At 67.1% G+C, this 13,203-nt stretch carries 7 protein-coding genes; 4 read left to right on the forward strand and 3 right to left on the reverse strand.

All coding sequences use genetic code 11. The annotated features are described in order from the left end of the window. The first annotated feature begins 108 nt into the window (after positions 1 to 108). The gene (locus ACZ9AQ_RS20470) at positions 109 to 1,986 is read left to right on the forward strand and encodes a glucokinase (RefSeq protein ID WP_429206591.1); all 1,878 of its coding nucleotides are present in this window, start codon (positions 109 to 111) and stop codon (positions 1,984 to 1,986) included. Between the two features lie 446 nt (positions 1,987 to 2,432). Then, the gene (locus ACZ9AQ_RS20475) at positions 2,433 to 4,283 is read left to right on the forward strand and encodes a sensor domain-containing diguanylate cyclase (protein ID WP_476108349.1); all 1,851 of its coding nucleotides are present in this window, start codon (positions 2,433 to 2,435) and stop codon (positions 4,281 to 4,283) included. A gap of 31 nt (positions 4,284 to 4,314) precedes the next feature. Here ACZ9AQ_RS20475 and ACZ9AQ_RS20480 read toward each other — a convergent pair whose 3' ends face one another. Both ACZ9AQ_RS20480 and ACZ9AQ_RS20485 read right to left on the reverse strand, forming a co-directional pair. Further along, on the reverse strand, positions 4,315 to 7,032 hold the full coding sequence (locus ACZ9AQ_RS20480; RefSeq protein ID WP_429206590.1) for an alpha-1,6-glucosidase domain-containing protein: 2,718 nt from the start codon (positions 7,030 to 7,032) through the stop codon (positions 4,315 to 4,317). Positions 7,033 to 7,155: 123 nt separating this feature from the next. Beyond that, on the reverse strand, positions 7,156 to 8,736 hold the full coding sequence (locus ACZ9AQ_RS20485) for a POT-type proton-dependent oligopeptide transporter (protein WP_429206589.1): 1,581 nt from the start codon (positions 8,734 to 8,736) through the stop codon (positions 7,156 to 7,158). Between the two features lie 257 nt (positions 8,737 to 8,993). On the opposite strand from ACZ9AQ_RS20485, the gene ACZ9AQ_RS20490 reads away from it, so the two are divergent. Continuing rightward, positions 8,994 to 10,634 (forward strand): alpha-glucosidase family protein, encoded by a 1,641-nt coding sequence (locus ACZ9AQ_RS20490; protein WP_429206588.1) that lies wholly within the window; start codon positions 8,994 to 8,996, stop codon positions 10,632 to 10,634. Further along, positions 10,634 to 12,493, forward strand: coding sequence for a glucokinase (locus ACZ9AQ_RS20495; protein ID WP_429206587.1), 1,860 nt, complete (start codon positions 10,634 to 10,636; stop codon positions 12,491 to 12,493). The genes ACZ9AQ_RS20490 and ACZ9AQ_RS20495 overlap by 1 nt, the downstream gene beginning before the upstream one ends. Before the next feature lie 30 nt (positions 12,494 to 12,523). Here ACZ9AQ_RS20495 and ACZ9AQ_RS20500 read toward each other — a convergent pair whose 3' ends face one another. Next, complete coding sequence (locus ACZ9AQ_RS20500) at positions 12,524 to 12,994, reverse strand: hypothetical protein (protein ID WP_429206586.1); 471 nt, start codon at positions 12,992 to 12,994, stop codon at positions 12,524 to 12,526. Between the last annotated feature and the right edge of the window lie 209 nt (positions 12,995 to 13,203).

The following is a 13,203-nucleotide window of genomic DNA, read 5'->3' on the forward strand; positions in this document are numbered from 1 at the left end:
AACCCGGGTATCCGCACAGGCGGGTAGCCGGGTTCGCTCCTGCAACAGCCCCCTTCGCAGTGCCCACCGCCCATTCGCCTGCATTTCGTTCAATGGTATCCTTGCGCGATGACCGTTGATCCAGATACCAAACTGAAACCCGCGCGCGCCGCCTTTGCCGACGGCCCGCGCCTGCTGGCCGACATCGGCGCCACCCATGCGCGCTTCGGTCTCGAGACCGCGCCCGGCGTGCTGAGCCAGGTCACCGTGCTGCGCTGCGACGACTACGACGGCATCGTCCCGTTGCTGCACGCCTACCTGGCCGATCATTCGAGCCAGCGCATCAGCCACGCGGCCTTCGCGCTGGCCAATCCGATCAGCGGCGATTTCATCCGCATGACCAATCGCGACTGGCAGTTCTCGACCGACGAAGTGCGCCGCGCGCTGGGCCTGTCGACGCTCCTGATCGTGAACGATTTCACCGCGCTGGCGATGGCGCTGCCTGGCTTTCAGCCGAAGGACTTGCTGCAGGTCGGCGGCGGGCAGGCGCAGACGCACGCGGTGTCGGGCGTGCTCGGTCCCGGCACGGGCCTGGGCGTGTCGGGCGTGATCCCGACCATTGACGGCTTCGTCACCCTGGGCAGCGAGGGCGGTCACGTCAATTTCGCGCCGAGCGACGAGCGCGAATTCGCGATCCTGCAATATGCCTGGCGCGAATGGAAGCACGTCTCGAACGAGCGCCTGATCTCGGGCCCCGGCATCGAACTGATCTACCGCGCGCTGGCGCAACGCAACGGCAAGGCGCCTGGCGCCGACGTCCCGGCGCGCAGCACCGCCGAGATCATGAGCGGCGCGCTCGACGCCGGCGACGCCCTGTGTCTGGAGGTGCTGGAAACCTTCGCCGGCATGCTGGGCAGCGCCGCCGCCAACCTGGCGGTGACCCTGGGCGCGTTCGGCGGCATCTTCATCGGCGGCGGCATCGTGCCGCGCATGGGCGAGTGGTTCGCCACGTCGCCGTTCCGCGCCCGTTTCGAGGCCAAGGGGCGCTTTTCCGACTACATCGCCCAGATCCCGACTTTCGTCATCATGACGCCGAACCCGGCCCTGTACGGCGTCTCGGCGATCCTGTCGGAGCACCTGCGCGGGCGCAGCGGCGCCAATACGCTGATGGACCGCGTGCAGCAGCTGCGCCACGAGCTGTCGCCGGCCGAGCAGCGCGTGGCCAGCCTGGTGGTCGACCATCCGCGCAAGGTGCTGTCCGAACCGATCGCCGAGATCGCGCGCCTGGCCGACGTGAGCCAGCCGACCGTGATCCGCTTCTGCCGTTCGCTGGGCTTCCAGGGCCTGGCCGAATTCAAGCTCAAATTCGCCGGCAGTCTGACCGGCACCATCCCCGTGCGCCACAGCCAGGTGCGGGTCACCGACAGCACCCACGACCTGTCGGCCAAGGTGATCGACAACACGGTGTCGGCGATCCTGAAGTTTCGCGATGCGCTCGACGTGCATGCGATCGACCGCGCGATCGAGCTCTTGCGGCGCGCGCGCCGGGTCGAGTTCTACGCGATGGGCAATTCGCGCGCGGTGGCGCTGGACGGCCAGCACAAGTTCTTCCGCTTCCGCATCCCGGCCGCGCTGTACGGCGATTCGCACCTGCTCAACCTGGCGGCCGGCCTGCTGGGGCCGGGCGACGTGGTGATCGCGATCTCCACCGGCGGTCAGCTGCCCGACCTGCTGGAGGCGGTGGACACGGCGCGCGCGCAAGGCGCCGACGTCATCGCCATTACCAGCAGCAAGTCGCCGCTGGCGAAGAAGGCCAGCGTGTGCCTGGCGGTCGACCACAGCGAAGACAGCACGACGTTCCTGTCGATGATCTCGCGCATCCTGCAACTGCTGCTGATCGACATCATGTCGGTCGGGATCTCGCTCGGCGCGCAAGGGGAGGGCGGCCAGGATAGCCAGAACGACATCGAGCAGCGCCGTCTCCTGATCTCGCACCTGGACGTCTAGGGAAGCACTGATTTATTCTGGCGCGCTGCAATCGGTCACTAAAATTGTGCCCAGCAAGGCCTCGCCGGCCGCGCGCACACCGCAGCGATTCCCCGTGGTATCGCGCGGTTTTGCAACCCTGCACGGCGCATTTTCTCGTAGCAGGGTATCGGGAAATTTATCTGGGATATCTATTCTTGCATGTCGAGGGCTGGGGTGGCCCGCTGTATTGACCACCTGCCAGCCGACGCGTAAAAACGTCTACCGCACGCAACGCTCACTGCGGAAACAGTAGTTTCCGCCAGGAACCCAATGTAAGATTCGTCCCTGGGCGCCGCCGTTTCCGGCGTCTCCTCATCGTCCCGGCCTCGACCCGCCGCCCCGGAACCGGTATTAGGAAGAGCACCATCATCGTCACCTACGCACACAACGAGCAGGCCCGCCTTGCCGCGCTGGCCGAGCTTGAAATCCTTGAAACGCCCGCGGAGACGCGCTTCGATCGGTACACCCGCCTTGCCGCGATGACCTTCGGCGTGCCGATCGCGCTCGTCTCGCTGGTCGACGCCGAGCGCCAATGGTTCAAGTCGCGTGCCGGGCTCGATGCGCAGGAGACGCCGCGCTCCGTCTCGTTCTGCAGCCACGCGGTGCAGGCGCGCGAGATGCTCGTGGTGGAGGATGCCGCGCGCGATCCGCGCTTCGCCGCCAATCCGCTGGTGACGGGCGCGCCGCACATCCGTTTCTATGCCGGCCAGCCGGTCTACAGCCAGGGCGAGGCAGTGGGCACGCTGTGCGTCATCGGCCACGCGCCGCGCAGCTTCAGCGACGAAGAGCGCCAGGTGCTCAGGGACCTGGCCGAACTGGTCGAAGTCGAACTGAATCAGATGCGGGCGGTGATGGCGCGCATGCTCGCCGAGCAGGCGCTCAAGTCGCTCAACAAGGAGCTCGAGCAGCGCATCGCCGCCCGCACCGCCGAGCTGGAGGAGCGGGTCGCCGAGGCCATGCGCATCCGCCAGCAACTGGAGGAAAAGCAGGAGCTGCTGGACGCGGTGCTGGAATCGATCGACGTCGGCATCGTCGCCTGCGACGCCATCGGCAACCTCACGCTGTTCAACCGCAGCGCGCGCGATCTGCATGGCCTGGACCTGAAGGCGGTGGCGCCGGCCGAATGGTCGCAGTACTACTCGCTGCACCACGCCGACGGCCGCACGCCGATGGAAATGGACGAGATTCCGCTGGTACGCGCGCTCAAAGGCGAGGTGGTGCGCGACGGCGCAATGGTGATCGCGCCGAGCGGACGGGCGCCCTACACCCTGATGGCCAGCGGCCGTCCGCTGCGCAATGCCCAGGGCAAGACCCTGGGCGCGGTGGTGGCGATGAAGGACATCACCGAACTGAAGGCGTCGAAGGACCGGTTGGCCGAAAGCGAGGAGCGGCTGCGCACGATCACCGACAACCTGCCGGTGCTCATCGCCCATCTCGACCAGGACCACCGCTACGTGTTCGCCAACGTGGTGCACAAGTCCTGGCTCGGCAAGGCTGGCGAGCAGGTGACTGGCCGGACCATGGCCGAGGCCTTCGGCGAGGAATACTGGTCGCAGCAGCAGGAAGCCCTGAAGGATGCCTGGGACGGCAAGGCCTCGCAGTGCGAGCACGACATCGTGCGCAAGAAGCACATCCGCATCGTGCACTCGACCTTCTTGCCGCACCTGCGCGACGGCCAGGTGATCGGCGTCTACATCCTGACCACCGACGCCACCGCGGCGCGCATGCACGAGCGTAACCTGCACGCGCTGGCCCACACCGACGCGCTGACCGGCATTCCGAACCGGCGCCAGTTCGAGCTGGCGCTGCAGGCGGCGGTGCAGCGCGCGCCGCAACGCGAGCGCGCCTTCGCCCTGCTGTACCTGGACGTCGACTACTTCAAGCAGATCGACGACAGCTACGGCCACGCGACGGGCGACATGGTGCTGGTGGAGTTCGCGCGCCGCGTGCGCAACGTGGTGCGCAGTTCCGACCTGGTGGCGCGCCTGGCCGGCGACGAATTCACGGTGCTGCTCGACGAAGTCGGCTCGCCGCGCGACGTCGAGCTGGTGGCCAAGAAGATCTTGCAGGCGATGGAAGCGCCGTTCCTGGTCGGCAGCCATGCGATTCCCGTGGGCGCCACCATCGGCGTCGGCCTGGCCGACGCGCCGGGCGTCACGACGCAGTCGATCAGCGAGCTGGCCGACGGCGCGCTGTACGAGGCCAAGGGCATGGGCCGCAATACCTTCGCCATCGCGCGCTTGGCCAACACGCCGGCGCTCGAAGCCACGGCCTGACCGACCCATCGGGTCGGCGCGGCCGCAGACCTTACTCCACGAATACGACGGCCGTGCGCGCCGGCACCGTGAAGGCGCCGCGGGCACTGTCGAAACGCGCCTCGCGCGCGCGCTGGTCCGCCGCGCCGCCTGCCGCATGCACCGGATGCAGGCGCAGCTTCTTGCCGCGTAGTAGCGTGGCGTCGATGGTGTGCGCCTTCTTGTCCACGTTCACCAGGTAGCCCAGGCCGGCGAAGTTCGCGCCCGGATAGCCCTGGCCGTCGATCCAGGCCGCCAGCACAGTGGGCGTCTGCTCCGGGCCGGTGTTGAAGAAGCGCAGGCGCGCATTGATGTCCTCCGCGCTGCGCAGGCGCAGCAGCGTGGAGCTGGCGCGGATCTGCAGCAAATCGCGGAAGGCGTCGCGCGCGAACGCGATGTCGGCGGGCGCCGGCTTGAGCGCGGCATTGGCCAGCAGCGGCTTGAACAGCGGCCAGTCCTTCGCATTGTCGGCGGCGGGCGGCAGGCCGGTGCCGAAGAAGTTGTCCTGGTAGGTCCAGTCGAGACGGTTGAACCAGTCGCCCGAATTGAAGCTGTTGCGGTCCAGGGACTTGGAGCGCAGCACGTCGATGCCGGCGTGGTAATAGGCCACGCCCTGGCTGAAGGCATTGATCGCCATGCCCAGCGCCTGCACCCGGGCGCGCTCAAGGGTGCTGGTCGCCACCGGCAGCTTGAGCGCATTGATGTCGTACAGCGTCTGGTTGTCGTGGTTCTCGACGTAATTCACGGCCTCGTGAGGCTGGCTCGCATAGCCGGCCGGCTGGATGCCGCCGTAGACGATGTCCTGCAGCTGGCGCACCTTGCCGTCGAAGGTCTGCATGGAATAGCTGCGCACCGAACCGGCCAGGCCGACGCGGATCAGGTCGGCCGCGCGCAGCAGCGCATCGGGCGCGTGCTCGCGGCCCAGCGCATTCGGGTCGTACACCAGGCCATTGATGTAGCCCTGCTGGCGGACGACGATCTCGCCCGAGTCGCCCGGCGAACCGCCGCGCACGGCGTCGCGCGCGCGGTCACTGAAGGTGCCGATGCCGGTGCCGTTCAGGGACAGCTGCGAGGCCTGCACGAAGCGCGCGCCGTCGGCGACCTCGCCGAAGTTCCAGCCTTCGCCGATCAGCTGCACGTGGCGGCCGGCGGCCTCGTTCACCTCCTTCTGCAGGCGTTCCATGGCCGCGCGCGGCTGGTGGCCCATCAGGTCGAAGCGGTACGAGTCGATCTTGTAGTGGCGGGTCCACAGCACCGACGAATCGATCATCAGCTTGGCCATCATCGTGTTCTCGGTGGCCGTGTTGAAGCAGCAGGTCGAGGTCTCGATGCCGCCTTTCGCATCCAGGCGGTGGTAGTAGCCGGGCACCACGCGGTCGAGGATCGACTTTTCTTCCTGGCCGGCGATGAAGGTATGGTTGTAGACCACGTCCGTGCCGACCCGCAGGCCCGCGTTGTGCAGGTTCATCACCATCTCGCGGAACTCGACGATGCGGCGCGCGCCATCCTGCGGGTCGCTGGCGTAGCTGCCCTCGACCGCATTGAAGTGCTGCGGGTCATAGCCCCAGTTGAAGCAGTCGGCATGCGCCGTCTTGCCGATCAGCGCCTGCTGGCTTTCGCCGTCCGGCGCGCCGGATGGTTGCGGCATCGCGCAGCCGACCTCCGGGATGCTGCCGATGTCGTACACCGGCAGCAGGTGCACGTCGGTCAGGCCGGCTTTCGCCAGCGCGCGCAGGTGCTTCATGCCGTTCGAGCCGGTCTCGGAGAAGGCGGCGTACTTGCCGCGCTTGGGCGCTGGCACGGTCTCGTCGATCAGCGAGAAGTCGCGCACGTGCAGCTCGTAGATGACCATGTCGGTCGGGGCCTGCACCGTCGCTGGCGGACGGGTCTCGTCCCAGCCCCGCGGCTTGAGGTGCGGCGCATCGAGGTCGGCGATGTAGCTGCGCTTCGAATCGGCGTTCAGGCTGACCGAATACGGATCGGTGACCAGGTTGCGCACCAGGCCGGCGCCGGGCACGACGACGTCGACCGCATATTTGTAATAGGCGCCCGACAGGTCGCGCGGCAGGCTGGCCGACCAGGCGCCGGTCTTCTCGTCGAGCTTCATCGCATGCACGGCGTTCGCCGTGGCCGTCGGGCCGTCATAGGTGCACAGCGCCACCTGGCGCGCGGTCGGCGCCCACAGCTTGAAACCGGTCGTCTTCGCGGCAGGCATGGCGCCGAGGTCACGGATGCCTTCGGCGGCGGCGTACAGGTCGTCGAGCGCGCCGGCCGACTGGATGCGGGTGGCGGCGACCACCATGCCGCGCGCGTCTTCCTGCACCAGCACCAGCTGTTCGCGCTGCAGGGCAGGCAGGCGCGCGAGATCGGCGTCCGCCACGCGCAGGGTCGGACCGGCGGCGACCCACTTGAAGCGCTCGGCGGCCGCCTGCGGGACGGCGGTGAGGGAGGTGTCGAGCTTGATCGAACCGGCGGCGCCGGCGACCTTGCCGCCGACCCTGGCAACGACCGAGGCGGCAGGGGAGTGGTACAGGCGATAGGCGCCGTCAGCGGGCGCGCCGGGCCAGCGCACCAGGCGCTTGTCGAGCCAGACGGCGCGCGCGTCGAGCTGTTCGCCATTGGCGTGCAGGACTTCCTGGAAGAGCGCGCCATTGCACGTTTCAAGTGGAACCGCGGCGTAGGCGGACGTCGAGAGTGAGGCGGCCGCGAGGGCGAGATGAAGTTTGCGCATGTTGGGTGGACGGGCCCCCGTGCACGCGTTCAGGCGGCCGGAAAACCCCGCCATGATAGACAGGTTGGAAGGAGTTGAACCCGTGGACGGCAAAGCCGTCCACACGTCCAGTGCAGCGGTCGATCAGGCGGCGTTGCCGCGATAATGGTCGACCATCTTGTAGCGCGTCGCATACCAGCCGAACGCCAGCGCCGACAGCAGCGCGAAGCCGGCGAAGAAATACATCTGCGCCGCCATCACGCCCATGCCGGTGCCTTCGATATAGCCCACCACCGACTCGTTCTTGACGCTCGCGTTCACGATCAGCACCCACAGGTTGCCGACCGTGACGGCCAGGTACCACAGGGCCATGATCACACCCTTCATCGAGGCCGGGGCCTGGCTGTAGGCGAATTCGAGGCCGGTCGCCGAGACCAGCACCTCGCCCAGGGTCAGCAGCGCGTAAGGCGCGATCTGCCAGGCGATCGAGACGGCGTCGCCGGCGTCGAGCGCGACCTGCAGGTTGCCGACCACGATCCAGGCGGCGGCCGACAGCACGATGCCGGCGGTCATGCGGCGTAGCGGCGACGGCTCGATGCCGAACTTGCGCAGCATGGGGAACAGGAGCAGGTTGTTCACCGGGATCAGGATCATCACCAGCAGGGGATTCAGGGCCTGCATCTGGGCCGGGATGACGTCGAAGGTCCAGCCCAGGAAGCTGACCTGCGTCGTCATTTCGTTGGCCTGCACGATCCAGGTCGAGGCCTTCTGGTCGAACAGCGACCAGAACGGCGTCACCAGCGCGAACACGATCAGGATGCGCAGCACGGCGCGCACGCCGTCCACCGCCTCTTGCGGATGCAGGCCGCGCGCGCGGTCCAGCTGCATCGAGGCGCCGATGCCCCCGAAAGCCATCAGCAGCACCAGCGCGGTGCAGGCGCCGATCACGAAGCCCCACTGCGCCGACATCGCCAGCGAGACCACGGCGCCCGCGGCGCCGATCAGGGCCACGTTCAGGCCCGGACGGCCCTGGCCGGGTTGCTTGGCCAGCAGCGCGGTCCTGGCCACCCGCATGAAGGAGTGCGGATTCGGCGGCGCCGGCGGCACGTGCACGTATTTCTTCTTGCCGCTCCAGAACACCATGGTGGCGATGAACATCAGGATGCCGGGCACGCCGAAGGCCCAGGCCGGACCGTAGTCGCGCAGCAGCAGCGGCATCAGCAGCGAAGCGAAGAACGAGCCGAAGTTGATGATCCAGTAGAACGCATCGAACACGACCTTGGCCTTGTCCTTGTTGGTCTGGTCGAACTGGTCGCCGACGAAGGAGGCCACCAGCGGCTTGATGCCGCCCGAGCCGAGCGCGATCAGGAACAGGCCGAAGTAGAAGCCGTGGACGTTGTCCTCGAAGATGGCCAGGCAGGCGTGGCCCGCGCAGTACACGAGGCTGAGCCAGAACACCGTGTTGTACTTGCCGAAGTAGCGGTCGGCCAGCCAGCCGCCCAGCAGCGGGAAGAAGTACACGCCGATCACGAACGTGTGGAACACGTGCTTGGCTTCGCCGGTGCGCATGTCTTCCGGCAGGAACATCAGAAGCGTCGTGATCAGGAAGGGCGTCAGGATGTTGCGCATCCCGTAGAAGCTGAAGCGCTCGCAGCCTTCGTTGGCAATGATGTAGGGGATTTGCCGCGGCATGCGCCCGGAACCTGGTTTTGCTAGATCAGTCATCGACCGCTTCCTTGAAATGTCAAACAGACGCGATGCTATGACGAGGGGGTATCACTTTGCAATAAAAATATTGATGCGAAACAAACGAGAAACATATCGACGTAGTTTAGTTACGAACGCATTGCCGGTGGAAACGATTTCGAGATGCCAAGCCGTTGAATCATAACGATAAATCATTAATTTTTAGAAAACTTCCGGAATTGTCAAGTTTTGTTGCGTCCTGTATATTGCCTAGAATTCCAAACCACGGACCAGCCATGACCCAGATCCCGACCACGACGAATTCGCACTGGTGGCGCGACGCCATCATCTACCAGGTGTATCCGCGCAGCTACCTCGACACGAACGGCGACGGCATCGGCGACCTGGCCGGCATCACCGAGAAGCTCGACTACATCGCGAGCCTGGGCGTGGACATCGTGTGGTTGTCGCCGTTCTTCAAGTCGCCGATGCGCGACTTCGGCTACGACATCGAGGACTATTGCGACGTCGACCCGATGTTCGGCACCCTGGCCGACTTCGACCGCCTGGTGGCCAAGGCGCACGGCCTGGGCCTGAAGATCATGATCGACCAGGTGATGTCGCACACCGCCGACACCCACCCCTGGTTCGCCGAGAGCCGCGCGAACCGCGACAATCCGAAATCGGACTGGTACGTCTGGGCCGATCCGCTCCCGGACGGCAACCCGCCGAACAACTGGCTGTCGGTGTTCGGCGGCTCGGCCTGGCAATGGGATACCCGCCGCAAGCAGTACTACATGCACAACTTCCTGGTAAGCCAGCCGCAGCTGAACTTCCACAATCCCGAAGTGCAGAAGGCCCACCTGGCGGCCCAGCGCTTCTGGCTCGAGCGCGGCGTCGACGGCGTGCGACTGGACGCCTGCGTGTTCCACTTCCATGACCGCCAGCTGCGCAGCAATCCACCGGCGCTGGTGCGCGACACCTCGACCGTGACCGACGTGAACCCGTACGGCATGCAGGCCCACATCTACGACAAGACCCAGCCCGAGAACATCGCCTTCCTCGAGCAGCTGCGCGCCCAGCTGGACGAATTCGGCGCGGTCTCGATCGGCGAGATCAGCTCCGACGACGCGCTGGCCCAGATGAACGAGTACATGGCGGGCGGGAACAAGCTGCACATGGCCTACAGCTTCAACTTCCTGACGCCGGTGTTCACGGCCGCCCACATCCGCGCGCAAGTGGAAGACTTCGAGCGCCGCGTCGAGGAAGGCTGGGCCTCCTGGTCGGTGGGCAACCATGACGCGATCCGCGTGATGACGCGCTGGGGCGGCCCGCACGCCACCGCCGGTTTTGCCAAGATGGTGCTGGCGATGCAGCTTTCGCTCAAGGGCACGCCCTGCCTGTACCAGGGCGACGAACTGGCCCTGCACGAGGCCGACGTGCCGTTCGAACTGCTGCAGGATCCGTACGGCATCACCTTCTGGCCCGAGTTCAAGGGCCGCGACGGCTGCCGCACCCCGATGCCGTGGCAGGCCGGCGCGCCGCACGCCGGCTTCACCGCGGGCCAGCCGTGGCTGCCGGTCGAGCCCTCGCACGCCGCCGCCGCGGTCGACCTGCAGGACGCCGACCCCGATTCGATGCTGAACTTCCAGCGTCGCTTCATCGCCCTGCGCCGCACCATGCCGCAGCTGACGCGCGGCGACATCGCCTTCATCGACGCACCGGAGCCGGTGCTGGCCCTGCGCCGCGAACTGGAGGGCGAGCCCAGCGTGCTGGCGGCCTTCAACCTGTCGAACCAGGAAGCCGTGTTCGACTGGCCGGCCACCGAGGCCGCCGACCGCCTCGCGGTCGACGGCCTGGCCGGCGAAGCCCGGCATGGCCGCGTGACCCTGCCGCCATTCGGCGCCTGGTTCGGCCTGGCCCGCGCGGAGGGCTGATGATTCCTCAGCAGGAGCCGGAAAAGTTCGCGCGCACGGCGTTCGCCGACGGGCCGCGCCTGCTGGCCGACATCGGCGCGACCCATGCGCGCTTCGCGCTGCAGACCGCGCCGGGCGTGTTTCGGTCGGTCCAGGTGCTGCGCTGCGACGACTTCGAGGGCATCGTCGCGCTGCTGCGCCACTACCTGCGCGACCATGTCGACCACCAGAACGTGCGGCTGAACCACGGCGCGTTCGCGGTCGCCAATCCGATCAACGGCGACTACGTGCGCATGACCAACCGCGCCTGGGAGTTCTCCACCGACGCGGTGCGGCGCGAGCTGGGCCTGTCGACCCTCCTGATCGTCAACGATTTCACCGCGCTGGCCACCGCGCTGCCGGGCTTTGCGAAAGAAGACCTGATGCAGGTGGGGCCGGGCACGCCCGTGCCGGGCGCCGTCATCGGCGTGCTGGGGCCGGGCACGGGCCTGGGCGTGTCGGGCGGGATTCCGACCGCGGACGGTTTCGTCACCCTCGGCAGCGAGGGCGGCCACGTGAATTTCGCGCCGGCCGACGAGCGCGAGTTCGCCATCCTGCAGTACGCGTGGCGCGAATGGCCGCACGTGTCGAACGAGCGCCTGATCTCGGGCCCCGGCATGGAAGTCATCTACCGCGCGCTGGCCCACCGCAACGGCGTCAAGGCCGAAGAGCGCAGCGCGGCCGCCATCGTGGCCGGCGCGCTGGAGGACGACGACCCGCTGTGCCTGGAAACGCTCGAATGCTTCTGCGGCATGCTGGGCGGCGCCGCCGCCAACCTGGCGGTGACCCTGGGCGCCTTCGGCGGCATCTTCATCGGCGGCGGCATCGTGCCGCGCCTGGGCGAATGGTTCGCGCGCTCGCCGTTTCGCACGCGGTTCGAGGCCAAGGGACGCTTTTCCGACTACCTGGCGGACATCCCCACCTATGTGATCACCGCGCCGAACCCCGCCTTCCACGGCGTGGCGACCATCCTGGCCGAGCACCTGCGCGGTCGCAGCGGCGCCAACACGCTGATGGAACGCATCGGGCAACTGCGCGAAGAGCTGTCGCCGGCCGAGGCGCGCGTGGCGACGCTCGTGCTCGAGCATCCGCGCACGGTGCTGAACGAACCGATCGTCGAGATCGCGCGCCTGGCCGACGTCAGCCAGCCGACCGTGATCCGCTTCTGCCGCTCGCTGGGCTTCCAGGGCCTGGCCGAATTCAAGCTCAAGTTCGCGAGCAGCCTGACCGGCGCGATCCCCGTGCGCCACAGCCAGGTGCGCATGAGCGACAGCACCCACGATCTGTCGGCCAAGGTGATCGACAATACGGTGTCGGCCATCCTGCGCTTCCGCGACCAGCTCGACGTGCGCTCGCTCGACCGCGCGATCGAACTGGTGAGCCGCGCGCGGCGCGTCGAGTTCTACGCGCTCGGCAATTCGCGCGCGGTGGCGCTGGACGGCCAGCACAAATTCTTCCGCTTCAGGATTCCGACCGCGCTGTATGGCGACGCCCACCTGTTCACCCTGGCGGCGGGCTTGCTGGGGCCGGGCGACGTGGTAATCGCGGTCTCGAATTCAGGCGGCTTGCCGGAGCTGTTGCAGGCGGTGGACATCACGCGCGCCGCCGGCGCCGACGTGATCGCCATCAGCAACAGCCAGTCGCCGCTGGCGCGCAAGGCCAGCGTGTGCCTGGCGGTCGATCACAGCGAGGACAGCACCAGCTTCCTGTCGATGATTTCGCGCATCCTGCAGCTGCTGCTGATCGACATCATGGCGGTGGGGATTTCGGTCGACGGCCAGCACGGGCCGGAGGCAGGCACGGATCCGCGCCGGCTGCTCATCTCGCACCTGGACGGTTGAAGATGCGCCGACATCGTCGGCGCGGCGTCGTCAGTCGGCGCTCTTGAGGTCCACGCGCTCGATGGTGCGGCGCCATTCCTGGAGGCTGAGCAGGGTGTCCGAGCCGGCGTCGTCGACCAGGATCTCGCTGCCGTCCTGGGCCACCAGGAAGCTCTCGCGGCGGCGCGCATCTTCAGGGCGGTTCTCGACGAAACTCAGCTGGTAATACTTCTTGCCGTTGACTTCGCGCGGGACCGGATCGTCCTCGATCACGGCGCCGTGCGCCTTGCCCTTGCTGCGTTGCTCGATCTGGCGCGACCAGGCCTGCAGTTCCGGCAGCGCCAGCAGCGACTCCATCGCCTCCTGTTTCGTGTGCGCCGGCGCTTGAACGCTGGGCGCGGACGGCGCCGGCGCCGGCGGCGCTTCGCGTTCGGCGCGCTTGCAGCCGGCGATGGCGCAGCACAGCATCAGTGCGGCAACGGTCAGACGCAGGGGAGAACAAGAGGCGGCGCGTGGGGACATGGCAGGTCTCGTAAGGGCAGGCGATCATGGTAAACCATGCGTGTTCGACCAGCAATACGGGATGCCGGTCGCCGGCAGCCTGGATTGCGCGAACAGCAAGGGCGTTGCAACCAAAGCTTGATCCTGTCGCCGAAAATATTTCTATGAGGAAAGTAATTCGTGGTTTTCGCCACGGGATCACCTTTTTTGCCAAGGAGCCGGAATTTATT

This window comes from Massilia sp. UYP34, assembly GCF_056279385.1.

Coding starts and splice junctions, on each gene's coding strand:
- ACZ9AQ_RS20470 (WP_429206591.1), top strand. CDS start 109: ATGACCGTTGATCCAGATACCAAACTGAAACCCGCGCGCGCCGCCTTT.
- ACZ9AQ_RS20480 (WP_429206590.1), bottom strand. CDS start 7,032: ATGCGCAAACTTCATCTCGCCCTCGCGGCCGCCTCACTCTCGACGTCC.
- ACZ9AQ_RS20485 (WP_429206589.1), bottom strand. CDS start 8,736: ATGACTGATCTAGCAAAACCAGGTTCCGGGCGCATGCCGCGGCAAATC.
- ACZ9AQ_RS20490 (WP_429206588.1), top strand. CDS start 8,994: ATGACCCAGATCCCGACCACGACGAATTCGCACTGGTGGCGCGACGCC.
- ACZ9AQ_RS20495 (WP_429206587.1), top strand. CDS start 10,634: ATGATTCCTCAGCAGGAGCCGGAAAAGTTCGCGCGCACGGCGTTCGCC.
- ACZ9AQ_RS20500 (WP_429206586.1), bottom strand. CDS start 12,994: ATGTCCCCACGCGCCGCCTCTTGTTCTCCCCTGCGTCTGACCGTTGCC.